The organism is Bradyrhizobium sp. AZCC 1577 (genome assembly GCF_036924575.1).
GTDB lineage: Bacteria > Pseudomonadota > Alphaproteobacteria > Rhizobiales > Xanthobacteraceae > Bradyrhizobium.
Map to the genome: position 1 here is coordinate 5,437,661 of NZ_JAZHRQ010000001.1, position 20,245 is coordinate 5,457,905.

A 20,245-nucleotide genomic window follows, 5' to 3' on the forward strand; every position below is an offset into this window, starting at 1 on the left:
CAAAACACCATCGTCATCCACCGCGAAGGCGGGGATCTACCGTGATGTTCGTCAAGAGGTCGATCATGGGCGAGAGTGCGGCATCGTGCTCGCCGGTCAAGGCGACCGCTGCGCGGCGGCGATGCCGGCCTTGACCGGCTGCGCTCGCTGCCGCGTTGGCTTGCCATGATCGAAGGCTCATGCCGCAGGCCTGGCTGCGTGTCTCCAATCTGATCGGTCACGGATCATGGCGTTGAGCGTCACCAGCATTTTGCGCATGACGGCGGTGAGCGCGACCTTGCCCAGGCGATGATTGTCATCGACCAGATGTCGGTAGAAGGCCTTCATGACCGGATTGTGCTGGATCGCGCTGCGGGCGCCGTTGAAGAGCACTTTGCGCACGCTGGAGCGGCCATGACCAATGGACGCATGCCCGTGCTGCTTGCCGCTGTCGCGCGTGTGCGGGGCAAGGCCGCAAAGGGCCGCGATTTTCTTGCCTGACAGATGTCCGAGTTCCGGCAGGTCCGCGATCAATGTTTCCGCGATGGCGGGGCCGACACCGCAGAAGGTTTGCAGCCGCCGGCTGGTCTCGGCATGCGCGGAGCTTGCGATGCGTTCGGCGATGGCCTTGTCGACCGTAGCGAGTGAACGCTCAAGGGCGGCAATGACCGCCCGCAGGCTCTTGCGCACAATGGCGCTGTCTGCCACGTCGCAGCGGCAGGTCTCGGCATGCAGCAGAGCCTGTAACTGCCGGCGCCGCGATGCGAGTTCACGTAAGACCTCATCGGCCTCTGGAACCGACTCGATGTCGCGGCGAGCGAGCTCCTCGGCGGCAAAGTCGGCCAACAATTTGGCGTCGATGCGGTCCGTCTTGGCCTTGATGCCACGCCGCCTGCGATAGGCGACGACTTCGTTCGGGTGCACCTGCTTGAAGGCGACCTTCGCGCGGCGGAGACACCGTCGCAGAAGCCGCTCATAGCCGCCCGTCGGCTCGAACGCGACCAGGCCGATCGAGCCGGCCCCGATCTGCATAAACCAAGCGTCAATCGCTCGCTCACTGTTCGCGATCCGCTTGACCCGACTGTCACCCGCGATCGCAATGTCGATCCACTCCTTGGCAACGTCCACCCCGATCACCATCTTGTCCATGTGGCTGTTCTCCGACAGAATATGCATCTGGTCGGCACGCCGGATTGCAATGCGGGCTCAGGCCCTCTCTACCGTGCGCGTGTCAGACCGTAACGCCGGCGGTCCTAAGATTCCCACGGTCTTGCAGGACCTGACCAGTACTCGAGGGGCCGCCGGCGCCCCATCCAACAGGATGGCGACGCCATCATGCAATCCAGTACGCCGCGGCTTATCGGTTCAATCATCGCTGTCTCTGGGATACTGGGTCGCCCGGTCGAGCCGGGCGATGACAGCGAATGTGTGTTAGCGTTCTCGCGACACGATGCGCCCGAGCTTTTGCAAATCGTTCGCACCGTGGGCGCGATTGCCGTTCGGACGCACGCTCTCGACCGTCCAGAGCCAGGCAAGGGACGCGGCAATATAGATACCGCCATAGGCGGCGTAGGCGCGTCCCGCCGCCTCCGTTTGGACGAGCGTCAACAGATAGGCAAATACAATGAGGGAGAATACGCCTGGAAGCAGCCACCAGATGGGCTTGCCGAGGCGCAACCAGCCCCAGAAGGCAAAGCAGCCAGCGATTTCCGCGACTGCGGCACCAACATAAACGATAGTACTCTTCATAGGCCGAACTTCTCACGGCATCCGCTGCCGCTCAAGGCAGGGGATCAGATCGTCGCGGAGTCAGACCCGCAGCATTCGAATGAGCGGCATTTCGAGTAGTGGCCATAGCACTGCGACTGCCAATAACGCTGTCGCGGTCCCCATCATGACCAGCGTTGATGTGGCGGGCTTGCGAGCCGCGCGCCGCGTCTGCCACGCGATCCAGCCCCATGCGCCGACGACCGAGAGGATGGCAAGGACGGTGAGCCACACATGCATGCCGACAAACCACGCCAGCAAAGGTCCGGCACTGGCGAGAACCGTTGCCGGGAGCGCAAACGGCAAGACGCAACATACGCCACAAGCAACTGCGCCAGTCGAAAGCGTCACCGCGGTAACGCCTGCGGCTTTCGAACCCGGCGGCTCCTTGGCATCCTTCACGCTGGATGCCGAAGTGGCGCACGCGCATGACGATGGCGCGGGCGCGCTTGCCACAAACTGCTTAAACAAAGTGTCTGCGGCCTCGCGGTCCATTTCGGGCGCTGTGACCGTGAGGCGGATTTCGCTTCCCGTCTCGCAAAGCTCAAAGGCAAGGAATGCGCAGCAGGCCCGCTCATTGCGGACCATCTCATGCACGCGCTCGCGCGCATCGAGCGCATAGCTCAATTCCAGTACAAGATCGCGACGCTCGTATTTTTGGAGCGCGTCCTTGTTCAAGGCGGCAATCCAGGCAAGCCGGTCTTCAAACTCGCCGGACGCAAGCGTGCAGGCTATGGGCCGGGCTTCAGCCATCGTCATCGGCAATCTCCTTGTGCGGGTGGTCAGATCAGAGCTTGCCGGGACCCTACATCCTCAAGTAACTTGAGGTTCAAGCAGAAAGAAGCGACTGAAAATCAGATAGATGAGCAGTCTCAAGATCGGCGCTCTCGTCAAGCAGACCGGCACGAATGCGCCGACGATCCGGTATTACGAGGAAATCGGGCTGCTTGGTTCGGTGGGCCGCCAGGCCGGCAATCAGCGCGTCTACAGCGATACCGATGTGAAGAGGCTGACGTTCATCCGGCGCTGTCGCGAGTTTGGGTTCTCCATCGATCAGGTGCGCGCTCTTGTGGCACTGGTGCAAGATCCTGCCAGCTCCTGCGTCCATGCGCGCGACCTTGCACAGGAGCATCTGGTCGCCGTGCGTGCGAAGCTTACGGAACTGAAGGCATTGGAGCGCAGCATCGCGGCTTTCGTGGCCAACTGCGATGCATCCTGCGCAGGCGGCGCGGGACCCGACTGCGTGATCCTCGATGATTTGTCGAAGGGGCGCACGCAAACGCGCAACACTTGAGGAGGCCGGCGCTCGAAGACCAGCGCGTGTTCGTAGAGCGCAACGCAGAAACGAACTCAACCTCAAGTGTCAGCAAGCGAGCAGCCCGGATGAACGAAGCGATATGCCGGATGAACCAACCACGGATGTCGCTTTGCTCCGTCCAGGCTACGCTCGCTACGAGGGCATTTGCCGGGTCCGTTCGTTCACGATGACCATCGCTGTTCGCAGCGCCTGCTCGTACCGCTTCAGTTGAGCTTGCGAATATTCCTGCATAGACCGCAGTTCGTCCGGTGTCTTGTTCTTCAACTGGGCGAAGCTGGGCGACAGCGACACGTCATCACTATCTCCCGACGCGTTCGCGCGATGCGCGAGCACGCGCTCGATACGCTGCAAAGCGAGCCGATTGCGCTGCACTCCATTGCCGGCGTGTACGACGTAGTGCTGCAGCCTGTCGGTGGACATGGCGCGGGCGCCCTCCTCGTCCCCTTCGATCAACCGAAGCAGGCTCTCGTCAACGATGTCAGAACAGAGGTCGATGCATTCGTCGCAGATGAACACGAAGGGCCCGGCGACCAGCTTTTCCACCTCGTGCTGGCTCTTGCCGCAGAACGAGCAATAGAGGGGTTTGTCTTGTGAAGCCGGATTCTGCGAGCCGTTCGCCGAGCCAGATTGTGGTCGGGCTGCATCGATCTTGGCCGACAGGATATTCCAATTGTCGTAGCCGAACGCTTTCGCGATCAGCTCCAAGGACTCGCTATGCGTGGTTTGCACAGACTTAGCACTTAAGGCATCGCGCAGGGAACGCGCCATGGCCTTCGCATCGCGGAAATCGCGCATGAGAGCACCCGTATCGGCGAACGGAGGAGATCGGTGCCTGCCTTGCCGACCCGTTCGCCAATAGCGAGGGCCGAGATATCAGATACGTTCACCATCCCAGAGGGGCGCAGGCGGCAGGTGTATCAACCGGTCATTATAGTTGGCGCGGCCGCGGTCATTGTCAACCCGGACGATGAACGCAATATCCAATGACTCTTCGTCGGCCCGCACCATCTCTCCTCACCTTTATTCCGGCTCCCTCAACGGCGCGCGACTCAGTTCGTTGCCGGCGGCAATCGCCTTGCGCAACAGCCGCATCAACTCCGCGCCCTCCTTTTCTGTGAGGCCGCGCAGCATGGTGTGCTGGGCTGCCTCCACGGCCGGGGTGATGGCGCGCAACGTGCGCTTTCCCGCTTCCGTAATTTGCAATTCGCGGGCGCGGCGATCGCGGGGGCTCGCGTGACGCACCAGCAAGCCCTTCTGCACCAGGCGGTCGACCACGCCGGTGATGGTGGTTCGGTCATAGGCGATGAGGCCAGCCAACGTCACCTGATCGATCCCCGGGTTCATCCTGATGGCTGCCAACGCAGCGTACTGAACTGGCGTAAGGTCGAAGCCCGCCTCATCGACCTCAGCGAGGAACACAGCGACCGCGATCTGCTGGAAGCGGCGCGCCAGATGTCCGGGCATCTCATTGTTATCTTTCACCGAACTCTCCAAGGCGGGTTGCAAGGCAGGTCTGGAATTGACAAGCATACTGATAATCAGCATGCTGAGCAATATCGCGACGCGCTTTGGTCGGGCATCTGGCGGCAGTCAAGTGAGCGACGCCATAGATGAAGGGCAATTCGATCGGTAAAAATCAACTCCGGTCGGCCAGGGACGGGAGGAGCAGGTCTCATGCAGTTTCACCTGAATGGATTCGAGCCGGGCGACCCCGAAATCGCCGACCCCGTCGAGCGGATTTTGCCGTCCGGCACATCTGGACCGGTTCCGGCGGAAGTGGATGTCCTGATCGTCGGCTGCGGACCGGCGGGTTTGACGCTGGCGGCGCAGCTTTCAGCGTTTGCCGACATCAAGACCTGCATCGTCGAGCAGAAGCCGAGTCGCCTCTTGCGCGGCCAGGCCGACGGCGTTGCCTGCCGCACCATGGAGATGTTCCACGCCTTTGGTTTCGGCGAGCGCGTGCTGAAGGAAGCGTGCTGGATCACCGAAACGACGTTCTGGAAGCCGGACGATCGCAAGCCCGAAAACATCGTCCGCAGCGGCCGGGTTCAGGACGTCGAGGACGGGCTGTCGGAGATGCCGCACCTCATCCTGAACCAGGCGCGCGTGCATGATTGCTATCTCGATGTCATGCGCAAATCGCCCGCGAAGCTCGAACCGTATTATTCGCGGCGGCTGCTCGACCTTCAGATCGCGCCGTCGGCGCAATTTGAAGACCACGCGGTGACCGTGCGCCTCGAACGGCTCGATGCCGGGCACGAGGGCGAGGTCGAAACCATCAAAGCCCGTTATCTCGTCGGCTGCGACGGCGCGCGCAGCATGGTGCGAAAATCGATCGGGCGCGAGTTGCGCGGCGATTCCGCCAATCATGCCTGGGGCGTGATGGACGTCCTTGCCGTCACCGACTTTCCCGACATCCGCTTTAAGGTGCTCATCCAATCAGCCCGTGACGGCAGCATCATCGTGATCCCGCGCGAAGGCGGCTATCTCGTCCGGCTCTATGTCGAACTCGCCAATCTCGACGCCGGCGAGCGGGTCGCCAGCCGCAACATCACGCCGGACGATCTGATCGCGAAGGCGCGGCGGATTCTCAATCCCCATACGCTCGACGTGAAAGAGATCGCGTGGTGGTCGGTCTACGAAATCGGCCAGCGCCTGACCGACAAATTCGATGACGTGCCGGAAGACGAGGTCGGCTCGCGCCTGCCCCGCGTGTTCATCGCCGGCGATGCCTGCCACACCCATAGCCCGAAAGCCGGCCAGGGCATGAACGTCTCGATGCAGGACGCCTTCAATCTCGGATGGAAGCTCGCCTCCGTTCTGCGCCAGCGCAGCGCGCCGCATCTCTTGCACAGCTATTCGGCGGAGCGACAGGCGGTCGCGAAGGAGCTGATCGACTTCGACCGCGAATGGGCCACGATCCTCGCGTCCGCCAAGGGCGACAACAAGGGCGCGGATCCGGCGAAAACCCAGGACTATTTCGTCCGGCACGGCCGCTATACCGCTGGAACGGCGACCCACTACCGTCCGTCCATCATCACCGCCGAACCAAACCATCAGCATCTCGCCAAGGGTTTTGTGATCGGCACCCGCTTTCACTCCGCGCCGGTCGTTCGCCTCTCGGACGCCAAGCCGGTTCACCTCGGTCACGTCGCCAAGGCAGACGGCCGCTTCCGGATTTTCATCTTTGCCGGCGCCGGTGATCCCGCCGCCACCAACGCCCCTCTCCGCTCGCTGTGCGATTTCCTGAGCGAGAGCCCCAAATCTCCGGTCAGGAGATACACGCCCGCGGGCGCCGATATCGATTCCGTGATCGACGTCCGCGCCATATTCCAGCAGGCGCACACCGAGCTCGCCATCGTGGCGATGCCTCCGCTCCTTCTGCCGCGCAAAGGACGCTACGGGCTCGTCGACTATGAAAAAATGTTCTGCCCCGATCTCAAGGCCGGCCACGACATCTTCACGATGCGTGATATCGACCGGGATAATGGCTGCATGGTCGTGGTGCGGCCGGACCAGTACGTCGCGCATGTACTCCCGCTCGATGGCCAAGCGGCGCTTGCGGCGTATTTCGATGCGTTCATGCTAAGGGCCGGTTGAACCGTAGATGGGGTAACGGAACCAAAACCGGCCGCCCCTGCCCATGAATCGGTCGGCGATCCCCTCGCCGCCCTCCATTGAACTCAGCGCCCCGCTCCGATATACGGGCACTCGACTCCGGCCGAGGGAATGGGCCTTCCGGGGCCGTGCACCCGCCTCCTCCAAGCCGTTCCGGATTTTCTCCAGTATATCAAAGGCTTAATGATGTCTTCCACATTCGATCAGATCGCCAACATTATCGCGGAGACCTGCGACATCCCGCGCGACACGATCAAGCCGGAGAGCCACGCCATCGACGATCTGGGCATCGACAGCCTGGACTTCCTCGACATCGCCTTTGCCATCGACAAGGCGTTCGGGATCAAGATGCCGCTCGAAAAATGGACCCAGGAGGTCAACGACGGCAAGGCCACGACCGAGCAGTATTTCGTGCTGCAAAATCTCGCCGATCGCATCGACGAGCTGGTCGCCGCCAAGAATGCAGCCCCGGGCGCCTAATCGCCCGCCATGGACCTTGATTACTTCCAGCTCATCGACCGCGTCGTCGACCTGAACCTCGACGAGAAGAGGATTACGGTCGAGGCGCAGGTGCCGGCCGCGCACACCATCTTCGAGGGACACTTTCCGGGCTTTCCGACCATGCCCGGCGTGCTCTTGACCGAAGCGATGGCGCAGAGCTCCGGCTGGCTGATACTCGGCGTCCTGAAATTCGAGCGCATGCCGTTCCTGGCCATCGTGAAGGAAGCCAAGATGCGCGGGTTCGTCAGTCCCGGCTCGTTGCTGACGATCGAGGCGAAGCTCGAGCACGAAGGTTCCGGCTTTGCCGTCACCAAGGCCAAGGGCCGCGTCGGCAAGGAGTTGAAGTGCAGCGCTGAAATAACTTTCGGCCTTGCCCCCTTCCCCGACCCGGCCTTGCGCGTGCACATGGACGCGATGGCCAACAAGATCGGCTTCCCACTGCAGGCAATCACGCATGACTGAGCCAAAATCCGCAGGCGCCAAGGAAGTCTGGATCACCGGCATCGGCATCGTCTCCTCGCTCGGCGAGGGGCTGGACGCGCATTGGGATGCGCTCAACGCCGGCAGGATCAACATCGACGACAAGCGGTTCGCGCCCTACATCGTGCATCCGCTGGCGCCTGTTACCTTCGACGCGCAGATCCCGAAAAAGGGCGACCAGCGCCAGATGGAGGCGTGGCAGCGCATCGGCACCTATGCCGCCGGGCTGGCGCTGGATTCAGCGGGCGTCAAAGGCAACAAGGAAATCCTCGGACGGATGGACATGATCGTCGCCGCCGGCGGTGGCGAGCGCGACATCGCGGTCGACGCGGCAATCCTGAACGCCGACGCCAGGGGCAATTCGAGCCCGGGTTTCCTCAACGAACGGCTGATGAACGATCTGCGGCCGACGCTGTTCCTGGCCCAGCTCTCCAACCTGCTCGCCGGCAACATCGCCATCGTCCATGGCGTCTGCGGCACCTCGCGCACCTTCATGGGCGAGGAAGCCGCCAGCATCGACGCGGCACGGATTGCGCTGGCGCGGATCGAAGCCGGCCAAAGCGACATCGCGCTGGTCGGCGCGGCCCATAATGGCGAACGGTCCGATCTTTTGGTGCTCTATGAATTCGGCGACTTCAACCTGACCGAAAAGTTTTCGCCGGTGTGGCAACGCGAGGAGAGAGGCGGGTTCGCGCTCGGCTCCGCCGGCTGTTTCCTGGTGCTGGAAGCCCGCGAGCACGCCGAAGCCCGCGGCGCCAAGCCTTACGCCAAACTGACCAAGGTCGTTGCCGACCTTGCGCAGCGCAAGCAGCCGGGCACGGTGACCAAATCGCTGGAAGCGCTGTGGCCGAAGCTCGGCGTCGGCGACAGCGGCACCCTGATCACGGGCGCAACCGGCGTCGAGCCGGTGACGTCGGACGAGAAGGCCTTTTTGCGCCAGCATCCCGGCTTTGCGGTGCGCGCCACCGGCACGATCTTCGGTCACACGCTGGAGACGCAGTTTCCGCTGGGGCTGGCGCTTGCCGCACTCTCGATCTCCCGTGGCGCGCTATTCCCGCCCAACGACCCGACAGGCCTCGAGGTTGAAAAGGCAGGCAGCCCGGACCAGATTGTCGTGGTGGGGGCCGGTCACTGGCAGGGCGAAGGCATGGCCCTGGTCGAGGCCATCAAGTAGAGCGTGGCCGAAAGACCACTTTCGGCACCGCCAGAGCAAGCAGTGAGCGCACTTTCAGTTACGGCGCAACATCGGGGGAACCATGTCAGCACCACGCGATAAACTCGGCAGGCCGATCGTCGTCGTCACCGGCATGGGCGTAGTGACGTCGCTCGGCGCCGGCAAGCAGGACAATTGGGCAAAGTTGACCGCGGGTGAATCCGGCATCCGCACCGTGACGCGCTTTCCGATCGACGGCCTCAAAACGACCATGGCCGGCACCGTCGATTTCGTCACCGTCGATCCGTTCTCGTCGACCGGCCTCAGCGAACGTCTCGCCGAGATGGCGACCGGGGAAGCGCTCGAACAGGCGGCGATCGGCGCCAAGGCCGACTTTCCCGGACCGCTGTTTCTGGCAGTTGCGCCGGTCGAAGTCGAATGGCCGCAGCGGCTCGAACTCGGACGCGCGGTCGGCAGGACCGAATTCGGCTACGAGGATATGCTGCGCGTCAGCGGCGGCGGCCGGTTCACAGCCTACCATCGCCGCTTCATGTTCGGTTCGATAGCGAGTCACCTGGCCGAAACGTTCGGCACCAAGGGATCGCCGATCTCGCTCTCCACCGCCTGCGCCTCCGGCGCCACCGCGATCCAGCTCGGCGTCGAGGCGATCCGCCGCGGCGAAGCCGATGCTGCGCTGTGCGTCGGCACCGACGGCTCGGTGAACCCGGAAGCGATGGTGCGATTCTCGCTGTTGTCGGCGCTATCGACGCAAAACGATCCGCCGCAGGCCGCCTCTAGGCCGTTTTCCAAGAACCGCGACGGTTTTGTGATGGCGGAAGGCGCCGGCGCGATGGTGCTGGAGAGCTACGAGTCCGCAATCGCGCGCGGCGTCAAAATTCTCGGCGTGGTGGCCGGCTGCGGCGAGCTGACCGACTCGTTCCACCGCACCCGCTCCAGCCCGGACGGCAAGCCGATCATCGGCTGCATGCGCAAGACACTGGCCGATGCCGGCCTCGAGCCGGAGCAGATCGACCACATCAACGCGCACGGCACCGCGACACCGGAAAACGACAAGATGGAGTACAACACGACCGCGGTCGTGTTCGGCGATCATCTGCCGAAGATTCCGGTGTCCTCGAACAAGTCGATGGTCGGGCATACGATTTCCGCGGCCGGCGCGGTGGAAGCCGTGTTCTCGCTGCTGACGCTGGAGCATCAGCGGATTCCGCCGACCATCAATTACGAGATTCCGGATCCGGCCATCCTGTTCGACGTGGTCGGCAACAAGGCGCGCGACGCCAAGGTCACCGCCGTGATGTCGAACTCGTTCGGTTTCGGCGGGCAAAACGCCTCGCTGATCCTGACGCGCGAACCGGTGTAGCGAGCTGGCTATTTCTTAAATGAAACGCCTGCTCCTACGCACCAAGGCGCGCCTGCGCGACGCCGCCAAGCCCATGGCGGAAATAGCCGTCGGCGCGCTGACGATCGCGCTGTTGCGGACCACCCGCTATTTCGATCCGGACAAGACCGCCGATTTCTTCGGCCGCGTCACCCGCTTCATCGGGCGCAGGCTGCGCGAGGACCGCATCGGCCGCGAGAATCTCAAGGCCGCCTTCCCGGAGAAATCGGCCGAAGAGATCGAAACCATCCTGGCCGGCGTCTGGGACAATCTCGGCCGCATCGGCGCCGAGTTCGCCCATCTCGATCACATCTGGGATTACGACCTCGATCATCCGGAGAAGCCGAGCCGCATCGAGTTCCCCCCGCGGACCAAGGAAATCTTCGATTCTTTGCGCGACGACGGGAGGCCTGCGATCATCTTCGCGAGCCATCTCGGCAATTGGGAAATCCCCGCGCTCGGCGCCGTCGCGCACGGGCTCGATTGCGCCATCCTGTTCCGCCGGCCGAACATCGAGGCCGCCGACCGCGCCATCGAACGGATCCGCGCCGTCAAGATGGGCACGCTGGTGCCGGCCGGCCGCGAAGCGCCGCTCAAGCTGGCGGAGGCCCTGCAGCGGGGCCAGCACGTCGCGATGCTGGTCGATCAGTACCTGGGCAACGGCGTCGAGGTGACGTTCTTCGGCCGCAAGACCAAGGCCAACCCGACGCTGGCGCGGCTGTTGCGGCAGGTCGAATGCCCCGTGCATGGCGTGCGCATCATCCGCCTGCCCAACCACCGCTTCCGCGCCGAACTATCCGAAGAGGTCAAACCGGTGCGCGACGCCGCAGGGCAAATCGACATCCAGGGCACGATGCAGGCGGTGACATCCGTGGTCGAAGGCTGGGTGCGGGAATATCCGGACCAGTGGCTGTGGCTGCACAGACGGTGGCGGTAGAATCCGCAACCGTCTCTCCTCGTCATTGCGAGCGGAGCGAAGCAATCCACTCTCGACTCGCTGAGGCATGGATTGCTTCGTCGCTTCGCTCCTCGCAATGACGGGAGCAACGCTCCCTCACCTCCCGGTTGGGGCCTATCCGCCGAACAGGCCGAGGCTCCACGCCTTCATCGCAACCGTCGATGCCAGGACGACAATGATCTGCAGCAGCGTGCGCGTTGAGAAGAAGGTGAGGATGTTGGTCATATGATGCTCCCGGAAGCGAGCTATAGAGTTTCCTTCGCGTTCCGGCAATGGAGGTTTGTTGGCCGGATGAGGTATTGTGCGCGGGAGACCTCTCCACGTCATTGCGAGCCAACGGTCGCGCGAATGCGCGCCCGATGACAGGCTCCGCGAAGCAATCCATCTTCCCGCTTGCTGATGCATGGATTGCTTCGTCGCGTTGCTCCTCGCAATGACGGATGGGGCACCGGAGTGCCGCATCACCTCCCCGTCTTCACCCGCGTCCACAGCCGGTTGATGATCCGCTGCGTCGCAGGCTCGCGGGCCCGGATGACGAACAGCTTTTTCTGCGTCGCCTCGTCCGGATAGATATTCCTGTCGTTCAAAATCTTCGGATCGATCAGCTTCTGGCTCGCGAGATTGCCGTTGGCGTAAGACAGGAAGTCGGAATTCTTCGCCGCGACCTCGGGGCGGTAGAGATAGTTGATCAGCTCGTAGGCTTCCGCGACGTTCTTGGCATCCGCAGGGATCGCGAGATTGTCGAAGAACATCTGCGCGCCCTCTTTCGGGATCGTGTAACCGATCTCGACGCCGTTCTTGGCTTCCGCCGCGCGGCTGCGCGCCTGCATGATGTCGCCCGACCAGCCCACCACGAAGCAGATCTCGCCCGACGCCAGCGCGCCCAGATATTCGGAAGAGTGAAACTTCCGGACGTTGGGCCTGATCTTGCTGACGAGATCGGCGGCCTTTTCCAGATCGGCCTGCTTGGTGGAGTTCGGATCGATGCCGAGATAACTCAGCGCCGCCGGCAGAATGTCGTCGGCGGAATCAAGCATATGGATGCCGCAGTCTTTGAATTTCGCGAGGTTCTCCGGCTTGAAGACGATATCCCAACTGTCGATCTTGGCGTCGGGACCCAGGATTTTCTGCGCGGCCTTGACGTTGTAGCCGATGCCCGTGGTGCCCCACATGTAGTTGGCGGCATAGTTGTTGCCGGGATCATAGGTCGCAAGCTGGCCGGTCACCACCGGCCAGGCATTGGCGAGATTGGGCAGCTTCGACTTGTCGAGCTTGAGGAAGACTTTTGCGGTGATCTGGCGCTGCAGAAAATATCCGGTCGGCACCACGACGTCATAGCCCGACTTTCCCGCCAAGAGGCGCGTCTCCAGCGTCTCGTTGGCATCGAACGTGTCGTAGACCACCTTGATGCCGGTTTCCTTGGTGAAATCCTCCAGCACCCCCGGCGCCATGTAGTTCGACCAGTTGTAGAAGTTCACGGTGCGCTCCTGCGCCCAGGCGGGCGAGAGCGACAGCGCGACCGTCATCACGCCGATCAGGCAAAGCGGGCCTCGGATTGGATGGCGCATCCTCTACCTCTTGCGACGGCCGTGCACCGCGTCCGACAGGCGTTCCAGCGCGGTATCCAGCGTTTCGTCCTTCTTGGAAAAACAGAACCGCACCACCGACGTCACCGCATCCTGTTCATAGAAAGCCGACACCGGGATCGCGGCGACCTTGTAGTCGCTCACAATGCGCCTGCAGAACTCGACATCGGTCTCATTCAAGCCCAGCGGCGACAGGTCGACGGTGAGAAAATACGTGCCCTGCGACTTCAGCACGGGAAAGCCGATGCCCTCCAGTCCTTTCGTCAACCGGTCCCTGCTCCGCGCCAGTTCCTTGCGCATGTCGTAGAAATAGTGATCGGGTTTGCCGAGGCCATAGGCCACCGCAGCCTGCAGGTTCGGCGCGGTGGTGAAGGTCAGGAACTGGTGCACTTTGGCCGCCACCCGCAACAGCGGCGGCGCGGCGCAGACGAAGCCGACCTTCCACCCCGTCAGCGAAAAAATCTTGCCGGCACTGCCGACCTTGATGGTGCGCTCGCGCATGCCCGGGATCGTGATCAGCGGGATATGCTCGCGGCCGTCGAAGATCACGTGCTCCCAGACCTCGTCGCAGATCGCGATGGTGTCGAACTTCTGGCAGAACCGCGCCAGCAATTCGAGGTCTTCGCGGGGATAGACGACAGCCGCCGGATTGAGCGGGTTGTTGAACAGCACCGCCTTGGTCTTGGGATTGAAGACGCTGGCCAGCATCTCTTCCGTCAGTCGCCAGCCCGGCGGCTCGAGCCGCAACAGGCGCGGAATGCCGCCGGCCTGGCGGATGATCGGCAAATAGCTGTCATAGACCGGCTGGAACACGACAACCTCATCGCCGGGTTCGACCAGGGCGAGAATGGACGCGGTCAGCGCCTCGGTGCCGCCCGAGGTCACCATCACTTCCGTCATCGGATCAAGCGAGAGCTTGTGCCAGCGGCCGTAATGAGCCGCGATGGCCTGCCGGAGTTCCGGAATGCCCATCATCGACGGGTACTGGTTATAGCCGTTCACGGTCGCATCGGCCGCGGCGCGACGAATGTCTTCCGGCCCGGGATCGTCGGGAAAGCCCTGGCCGAGATTGATGGCGTTGTTGTCGCGCGCCGCCTGCGACATCGCCTCGAAGACGGTGACGGGAAGGTCGGCAAAGACCTTGTTCATGGATGTCATGGGCAGATCAGCCGCCGGTTTTGGTCGGCAATCCCGCAGCCTTCCAGCCGATGATGCCCCCTGCCAGATGCTTGTCGTAAGGCAGCCCCGCCGCCTGCGCTGCGAGCGAAGCCGTCACCGAGCGCTTGCCTGAGCGGCAGGCGAAAACCACCTGCTTTCCCTGCGGTTCCGGAATGGCCGCCGGATCGAAGCTCTGGAGCGGAACCACCACCCCATCCGGATAGGCCTCCACCGCCACCTCATTGGGCTCGCGGACATCGACCAGAAGATAGCGTCCCTCCGCCATCCCCCTGGAAACATCTTCCGGCGTCAAATCGTGCACCTGATGGTCCGCCACGCAATATCCTCCTGACAACCTGCCGCGCGGGCTCCGACGGGCCCGGCCAAGCGGGCGCCAAAGTCGCCCCTCGCGCGGTGAAAATCAAGCGCCGCGAACGGTTTAAAGCGCCGTTCGAACCTCCGGCCTCAGCTTCGGCGGAGGCGGCTATAGAAGCTCCTTCGCAATGGGCCAAGCGCCATTCGGCGACTGAGGACCATTCCCCCGGTAACTTCGACGAAGGTAGAATGCCATCGCGTTCCAACTGGCTTCGGCCCGCACCGCCCGAATGCCTTGCTCGCACATCAGCCGCTCGAACATCTCCAGTAACCCCGCGCCAACGCCCCGGCGGGCAAATTCCGGGTCGGTATAGAGTCCCTCCAGCCAGTCGCCGCGAATGGCCCCCCACCCGGCTACGATGCCATCCAGCTCGGCCACCCAGACTTCCAGCTCACGCAGCTTTTGCTCCATTCCGGCGCGCGTGAGCTTCGCAGCCCACGCCTGCGCTTCGGCAACGGGCATTTTTGGCGGCGCGAGTCCAAGGATAGATCGCCGTCGAATGTCGTGGAGACCGCTTGCGTCCTTACGCGTCGCCCGACGGTAAACGGTCTCCATCGTAACCTGCCTCGAGTTAAACGAACTGCCGAACCAGCGCGACAATATCAGCTATCGAGAGGTGAGCGGACTTGATGGCCGCGTACGCCGACGTCTGAGGATGGATCCATAGCGGACGCGGACTGACAAAGGGAAGATGCCGCTCGTCCGCGATGGTTCGCCATGAAACTGCCGGCATCCATTCAGGCAGAAGTATTGTCGGCAAGGATGCACGAATCCGCTGCGAGAAATCGGCTTGGCCCTCGGCCGCCTGCGCAGGCGCGTTGATGCCACGCGATGAGAATAACTCGGCAAAGAAAGCCGATTGCCGCGACCGCCCAGCCGAGAGGCGAGGATGCAATTCCGAAAAGCAGGCTCAGCACGTCCTCACTTGGCCAGAGTATTTTTGTGAATCGTACCGTCCTTCATGATGACCTTGAAGCTGTTGGCAGGATCGGCAATGAGGCTGATGTTGTCCAGCGGATTGCCATCGACGAGCAAGAGATCGGCGAGCGCTCCCCGCTCCACGACGCCGAGCTTTCCCGGATAGGGATTTCGTTTTCCGGAGAGTTCCAGCAGTTGGGCGTTAGTCGAGGTTGCCATGATTAGCGCTTCGGCGGGTGTGTACCAGCGAGTGAGCGAGGCCAGAATTGCCCCTTGTTGGCGCGCCAGCGCAGCAGAGAATAGGACGTCAGTGCCCCACGCCGTCTTGATCTTGTACTTCTTCGCCAGTTCGTAAGTCCGACCTATGCCGGGCCAGACCTCATCCGCCTTGGCTCGCTGAACTGAACCCACTGGAAAGCCCAGCCGCAAGTCCTCGGGGAGTGGCTGCATGCTTAGCCAAATCCCTTTTTCGGCGAACAGTTTGGCGGTTGCGTCGTCCATCAGCATGCCATGTTCGATACACTTCACGCCAGCCGCAATAGCCACCTGGATCGCATGTGGCGTAAAGGCATGCGCGGTAACGTAGGTGCCCCAATTCTCGGCTGCCTCAACGGCGGCGCGCATTTCGGTCGCGGTAAATGTGGTCACATCAATCGGACTGAAGGGTGACGACACCCCGCCGCCTGCCGTCAATTTGACTTGGGAGGCTCCCTGCATGAACTGTTCGCGGACGCGCAATCGCACCTCGTCGGGACTGTCCGCAACCATCGCGCCGCCAGTCTGCTCCATACGCGTCAGCATGCCGCCGATCGTCCGCGGCAGATCAGTTAGCTGACGGAAATCCCCATGCCCGCTCGTGACAGTAATCACGGCACCGGACGGATAAATGCGCGGGCCTTTGACGATACCCTCGTCGATGGCGCTCTTGAGACCGAACACCGGACCGCCCACGTCGCGTACGGTGGTGAAGCCGCGCATCAGAGTGTCAGTCGCCTCGTTGCCAGCCACGAGATTAAGGTAGCCGACGTCGCCGAGCGACTGTGCCGGCGTCACCCGGATCAACATCGCGTGCCAATGCACGTCGATCAGGCCGGGCATCAGCGTTCGCCCACCTCCGTCGATAATCGTCGTAGTGGCGCTTCGATCAACCGAAATCGGTGTCTGGGAAATTGTTTCGATCAGATTACCTCGAACAAGAACGTTTGTCGGTTCGGATAACGTCTGGCCCTTGCCATCGAAGACCCTGACATTGTTGAAGAGCGTTGTCGCGTGGTTTACTTGCTGGGCTGGCGCCACGTCCATCGGGAGCGCCAGCGCACAGATCTGTAGCGCAACCAAACGGCAGAAATGCGCGGAAACCATTTGACCCTCACGAGCAGCGGATCGCCAAGGTGTATTCATGACAACAACATTGCCGCGCAGTGCGAACCAGAGCGCTTAAGTTTTCAGCGATGCATGTAGCGACGTCCAATCACTCGGCCGCTTCTTGCATCAATCGTTAGCCTTAAGATGTCGCGCCCCCGGCGCGTCTCACCTGTGACGACCCAGTATCTGCCGCGCCTGTCGATGTTCCGGATGCGATGGACGCCATTGCGTCGCGCGATTCGTGTTGCGTCCTGCCGATCAATGCGTCCTCTGCGATCGATGCGAACACCGTCGCGATCGATAGTAACGCTTTGCGCAACTGCGTTGGGAATGACGGGAGGAAGCAACTCAGCCAAACTGAGGAATGACGCCCCCAACAGAACTGCGAGCACTTTGTTCATCGAGCATTCTCCACATCACCGCGTTGTCGCGGTTAAGTTGCGCTCGTTATCACTCACACTATACAGGGACGTTTCCCCTTAGCAATGGCGCAGGTCCGCCGCTCATTGATGCTTTTCTCGCGCAAAATGCTCTCAAGAGAGGCGCAGTTGCGCGGTGATCGGAAGCCGATCCGGACAACCTTAAGAATAGGTAAGGGGCAGTGGCTTATCTGGTGCGCACCTCTGCTATTGGCACAAACCGGCGGTTGGAAGATAGGCAGAGCGTGTCCGCTCTGAATGTGGCCCTAACGGACGCAACTTCTCAACGGAGGGCGAGCGGCCGCAGCGTCGTGCCGGCCACGGTACCGCGGATGGCGTTTGTGGTCAGGATATAGGCGAACTCGTAGACACGATCTGCAGCAAGCCGCTCAAGGTTATTGAACTCCAGGATGTGGACGCCCTGCTGGACCAGCAGATAGACGTGGACCGGGATGAAGCTGCCGCCAACGGCCTGAGAGTCGGCCGGCTTCGGCGGCCCATATTCGAGCCCGGATGTATCGGAACCGAGCATAAGCGCGCCCTTCTCCTCGACGAGCCACTTCGCGGCTGTCAGGCCGATGCCCGCCGAGTCGTGCTGGCCGATTTTGGCATGGTCGCGGCCGTTCTCGCCCCAGTAGCGCGCAGTTCCCGTGCGCAGCAGAACGACCGTGCCCGGGGTGACGTCGACATTCTGCGCCTTCAACGCGCCCTCGATATCAGCGACAGTGATTTCATAGGAAGACGGAAGGGCCTCCACGTTCTTGAAGCCCGCAACGTCGACCAAGACGCCCCGCGCGACGATCGGCGGGATCGTGGTCACGTCAGCCTTGCGAACGCCGAAGTCGCCGCCCCACTCGTCGGACGTGAAACCGTTGTAAAACTCGTTCTTCGGTCCATGCGTGACGTGGCCGAGCCCATCAATCTGGGTCGCCACGTTGTCGTTCATGAAGATCGCGTTGCTATGCCAGGCGGTGATGCCCGTATTGCCGCCCTCCGGCGTGGTGAACGACAGATCCTTCTGGCTCCTCACGCCCGCGGGCGACCGGAAGCTCATGATTTCTCCCGGGCTGTGGCCGGGCCATTTGTATGAATAGCGGTCGTACGGAAGGCCGAGATCGTAGACCCTACCCTGTGTCACGAGCTTCAAGGCAGCCAAACGTGATGCATCAGTCATCTCGTTGAGGTTTCCGACCTCGTCCTGAGGTCCCCAGACCCAGCCCCATCCTTTTCCTTTTGACCACTTCTTCATGCCACCGTCCTGCGCATAGCCTCCGCCGGCGGCGAATGCGAGAACGGTCACGGCGAGCAGGAATCGCGAAACTACCTTCATGGAATCCTCCTGGAACGACATGGATAGCTCAGCTTCCCCAGTCTAGGCCTGAGCTCACCGTGGGATCAACGAGATTGTCGGTCGGCGCCCGCCTCAGCAAAAATTCAGAGAGACGCGATGGCTAGTGCCGCAAAAGCCGATAGTCCCGCTCGGATGTCTCGCGCCACAGGTGAAGTGGTTCACACCAAGATGAAATGCGGAGGACTAAGGTGCCCATGCCCACCTGGCGTGAACCAACACTCCATCGCGTGGGCGGCAAAAAGGAGTCTTCCGATGAAATCCGTTTTAGGAATGTCGGCAGCTACTCTGCTGCCGGGCATCATCGCTGCCGCGCTGTTGGGCGCGCCGGCGCGCGCCGATGTCGTCACTGACTGGAACGTGACCACCGGTACCCTGGTGGCCAATGACCTCGGCAACAATCCCAAACTGCGCACCTTGGCCATGGTGCATGTTGCGATGTCGGATGCGATCAATACCGTGCATAACCGCTACACCCGCGTGGTCGCGACGGTTCCGGCTGCGCCTGGCGCGTCGGCCGAAGCCGCGGCCGCGACGGCCGCGCGGCAGATCCTTGTTCAGATCTACCCGGCAAAGAAAGACAAGATCGAAGAGGCCTACGCGGCATCGCTCAAGGCGATCCCCGAGGGGCCAGCCAAGACCGAAGGCATCAAACTGGGTATGGCGGTCGCCGACGCGGTACAGGCCGACCGCGCAAACGACGGCACCAACGCTGCGGACACCTATCGGCCGCACACTGCCCCAGGGGTATGGGTGCCGACCACACCGCCGATGCGGGAGCAATACGCGCGCGCGAAGCCATGGGTGTTTGGGAGTGCCGACCAGTTCCGGCCCGGCCCGCCGCCGGCACTGTCAAGCGACGAGTGGGCCCGGGACTACAACGAGGTCAAGAGCCTCGGCGGCACCAAGAGCACGGCGCGTACCGCCGAGCAGACCGAGGCGGTTACATTCTGGGAAAACACTAATTTCGGCCCGGCATGGCAGGCGGCGGCACGCGAGCTCGCGATGAAGCAGGAGATGCCACTCGCCGAATGTGCCCGCCTGTTCGCCCTGCTCAACATGAGTCTGGCGAACGCCTACATCGTCAATTGGGACGCGAAGTACACCTACAATTTCTGGCGACCGGTCACCGCGATCCGCAATGGCGACCAGGACGGCAACGATGCGACCGAGCGCGATGCCGGCTGGACCTCGTTCAACCCAACGCCGATGCATCCAGAATATCCCTCGCAGGCGACCATCAACGCAACGATCGCGACGGCGGTTCTGGAATCGGTGTTCGGTCCCGTGAAGGCGATTCCTTTCACGGCAACCGATGTGCGAGATGCGAAGCGAACGCGGCAATTCGCCAGCCTGGCCGATATGGCGGAGGAGCAGAAGAATGTCCGCGTGTGGGGCGGTGTGCACTATCGATTCGCGATCCGCACCAGCGAGGACGTGGGCCGAAAGGTCGCGGCCTACATGATCGAGAACACGCTCAAGCGGGCGCCTTGAGCTCTCGAGTTGATCACGCGAAAGCCCCGGATGAAAATCCGGGGCATTCGCCTATGCACGAATGTCGCGTGAGCAGTTTGAATTCGGGACAACTTCGTTGTCCGATCTGTGGAAACACACAATCCACACTTTTCGCTTTGCCGTTGAACCTTCGCGACGTTCCCCTGACCCACCCTAAGGGGCTCTCGGGACCACAGGAGGTTCTGATGACGAAGCATCGAACGATAACTGGGTTCGTGGCTGTCGCTCTGCTCGCTGTTGCCGCATCCGCCGCCACCATGAGGTCGCACTCGCCTTCGACGGAGAGCATTGCCGTCTCCGCCGGCACGACCATGTCGAATGGCCGCACGGTTGACGCGAACGAACTCCCAACTGCGAGTTTTGACGAGCGCTGGTCCGCGACGTCTT

The 20,245-nt window shown here is 62.2% G+C and carries 19 protein-coding genes and 2 pseudogenes; 8 read left to right on the forward strand and 13 right to left on the reverse strand.

The window, feature by feature from the left end; genetic code table 11:
* Window positions 1-177: 177 nt before the first annotated feature.
* The 3 genes from V1278_RS25995 to V1278_RS26005 form a co-directional block, all read right to left on the reverse strand.
* Window positions 178-1,128, reverse strand: a complete 951-nt coding sequence (locus V1278_RS25995; protein ID WP_334362844.1) for an IS110 family transposase — start codon at window positions 1,126-1,128, stop codon at window positions 178-180.
* 282 nt (window positions 1,129-1,410) lie between these two features.
* Window positions 1,411-1,728 carry a YnfA family protein gene (locus tag V1278_RS26000; protein ID WP_334382658.1) on the reverse strand — a complete coding sequence of 106 codons (318 nt, stop codon included), beginning with the start codon at window positions 1,726-1,728 and terminating at the stop codon, window positions 1,411-1,413.
* A gap of 60 nt (window positions 1,729-1,788) precedes the next feature.
* The gene (locus tag V1278_RS26005; protein ID WP_334382659.1) at window positions 1,789-2,505 is read right to left on the reverse strand and encodes a hypothetical protein; all 717 of its coding nucleotides are present in this window, start codon (window positions 2,503-2,505) and stop codon (window positions 1,789-1,791) included.
* A 103-nt stretch (window positions 2,506-2,608) separates the two neighbouring features.
* Between V1278_RS26005 and V1278_RS26010 the strand changes: the two genes are divergently transcribed.
* Entirely contained in the window at window positions 2,609-3,040 is a 432-nt protein-coding gene (locus V1278_RS26010; RefSeq protein ID WP_334382660.1) for a MerR family transcriptional regulator, read from the forward strand.
* A gap of 489 nt (window positions 3,041-3,529) precedes the next feature.
* On the opposite strand, the pseudogene V1278_RS26015 reads toward V1278_RS26010, so the two are convergent.
* From V1278_RS26015 to V1278_RS26025, 3 genes and pseudogenes are all read right to left on the reverse strand, one after another.
* A pseudogene (locus V1278_RS26015) lies at window positions 3,530-3,643 on the reverse strand (ClpX C4-type zinc finger protein); the annotation flags it as partial.
* Between the two features lie 93 nt (window positions 3,644-3,736).
* A pseudogene (locus V1278_RS26020) lies at window positions 3,737-3,859 on the reverse strand (glyoxalase superfamily protein); the annotation flags it as partial.
* 225 nt (window positions 3,860-4,084) lie between these two features.
* Window positions 4,085-4,546 (reverse strand): MarR family winged helix-turn-helix transcriptional regulator, encoded by a 462-nt coding sequence (locus tag V1278_RS26025; RefSeq protein WP_334382661.1) that lies wholly within the window; start codon window positions 4,544-4,546, stop codon window positions 4,085-4,087.
* Between the two features lie 192 nt (window positions 4,547-4,738).
* Between V1278_RS26025 and V1278_RS26030 the strand changes: the two genes are divergently transcribed.
* The 6 genes from V1278_RS26030 (at window position 4,739) to V1278_RS26055 (ending at window position 11,152) form a co-directional block, all read left to right on the forward strand.
* Window positions 4,739-6,664 (forward strand): FAD-binding monooxygenase, encoded by a 1,926-nt coding sequence (locus tag V1278_RS26030; RefSeq protein WP_334382662.1) that lies wholly within the window; start codon window positions 4,739-4,741, stop codon window positions 6,662-6,664.
* Window positions 6,665-6,868: 204 nt separating this feature from the next.
* Window positions 6,869-7,162, forward strand: coding sequence for an acyl carrier protein (locus V1278_RS26035; protein WP_028346689.1), 294 nt, complete (start codon window positions 6,869-6,871; stop codon window positions 7,160-7,162).
* 9 nt (window positions 7,163-7,171) lie between these two features.
* Window positions 7,172-7,645, forward strand: coding sequence for a 3-hydroxyacyl-ACP dehydratase FabZ family protein (locus V1278_RS26040; RefSeq protein ID WP_334368253.1), 474 nt, complete (start codon window positions 7,172-7,174; stop codon window positions 7,643-7,645).
* The gene (locus V1278_RS26045; protein ID WP_334368252.1) at window positions 7,638-8,837 is read left to right on the forward strand and encodes a beta-ketoacyl-ACP synthase; all 1,200 of its coding nucleotides are present in this window, start codon (window positions 7,638-7,640) and stop codon (window positions 8,835-8,837) included. Before V1278_RS26040 ends, V1278_RS26045 begins: the two co-directional genes overlap by 8 nt.
* A gap of 82 nt (window positions 8,838-8,919) precedes the next feature.
* Window positions 8,920-10,197 carry a beta-ketoacyl-ACP synthase gene (locus V1278_RS26050; protein ID WP_334368251.1) on the forward strand — a complete coding sequence of 426 codons (1,278 nt, stop codon included), beginning with the start codon at window positions 8,920-8,922 and terminating at the stop codon, window positions 10,195-10,197.
* Window positions 10,198-10,216: 19 nt separating this feature from the next.
* Window positions 10,217-11,152: a lipid A biosynthesis lauroyl acyltransferase gene (locus V1278_RS26055; protein WP_334382663.1), complete on the forward strand. Its 936-nt coding sequence runs from the start codon at window positions 10,217-10,219 to the stop codon at window positions 11,150-11,152.
* A 482-nt stretch (window positions 11,153-11,634) separates the two neighbouring features.
* On the opposite strand, the gene V1278_RS26060 is transcribed toward V1278_RS26055, so the two are convergent.
* The 7 genes from V1278_RS26060 to V1278_RS26090 all read right to left on the reverse strand — a co-directional run bounded on the left by V1278_RS26060 (window position 11,635) and on the right by V1278_RS26090 (window position 18,325).
* Window positions 11,635-12,699: a polyamine ABC transporter substrate-binding protein gene (locus V1278_RS26060; protein WP_334369255.1), complete on the reverse strand. Its 1,065-nt coding sequence runs from the start codon at window positions 12,697-12,699 to the stop codon at window positions 11,635-11,637.
* A gap of 45 nt (window positions 12,700-12,744) precedes the next feature.
* Entirely contained in the window at window positions 12,745-13,917 is a 1,173-nt protein-coding gene (locus V1278_RS26065) for an aminotransferase (protein WP_334382664.1), read from the reverse strand.
* 7 nt (window positions 13,918-13,924) lie between these two features.
* Window positions 13,925-14,203 (reverse strand): rhodanese-like domain-containing protein, encoded by a 279-nt coding sequence (locus tag V1278_RS26070; RefSeq protein WP_051379298.1) that lies wholly within the window; start codon window positions 14,201-14,203, stop codon window positions 13,925-13,927.
* A gap of 198 nt (window positions 14,204-14,401) precedes the next feature.
* Window positions 14,402-14,848 (reverse strand): GNAT family N-acetyltransferase, encoded by a 447-nt coding sequence (locus V1278_RS26075; RefSeq protein ID WP_334382665.1) that lies wholly within the window; start codon window positions 14,846-14,848, stop codon window positions 14,402-14,404.
* Window positions 14,849-15,214: 366 nt separating this feature from the next.
* Window positions 15,215-16,573 carry an amidohydrolase family protein gene (locus tag V1278_RS26080; protein ID WP_442893735.1) on the reverse strand — a complete coding sequence of 453 codons (1,359 nt, stop codon included), beginning with the start codon at window positions 16,571-16,573 and terminating at the stop codon, window positions 15,215-15,217.
* Between the two features lie 83 nt (window positions 16,574-16,656).
* Window positions 16,657-16,977, reverse strand: a complete 321-nt coding sequence (locus V1278_RS26085) for a hypothetical protein (protein ID WP_334368246.1) — start codon at window positions 16,975-16,977, stop codon at window positions 16,657-16,659.
* Between the two features lie 301 nt (window positions 16,978-17,278).
* Window positions 17,279-18,325 carry a cyclase family protein gene (locus tag V1278_RS26090; protein WP_334382666.1) on the reverse strand — a complete coding sequence of 349 codons (1,047 nt, stop codon included), beginning with the start codon at window positions 18,323-18,325 and terminating at the stop codon, window positions 17,279-17,281.
* Window positions 18,326-18,598: 273 nt separating this feature from the next.
* On the opposite strand from V1278_RS26090, the gene V1278_RS26095 reads away from it, so the two are divergent.
* The gene (locus V1278_RS26095; RefSeq protein ID WP_334382667.1) at window positions 18,599-19,837 is read left to right on the forward strand and encodes a vanadium-dependent haloperoxidase; all 1,239 of its coding nucleotides are present in this window, start codon (window positions 18,599-18,601) and stop codon (window positions 19,835-19,837) included.
* Window positions 19,838-20,245: the final 408 nt, after the last annotated feature.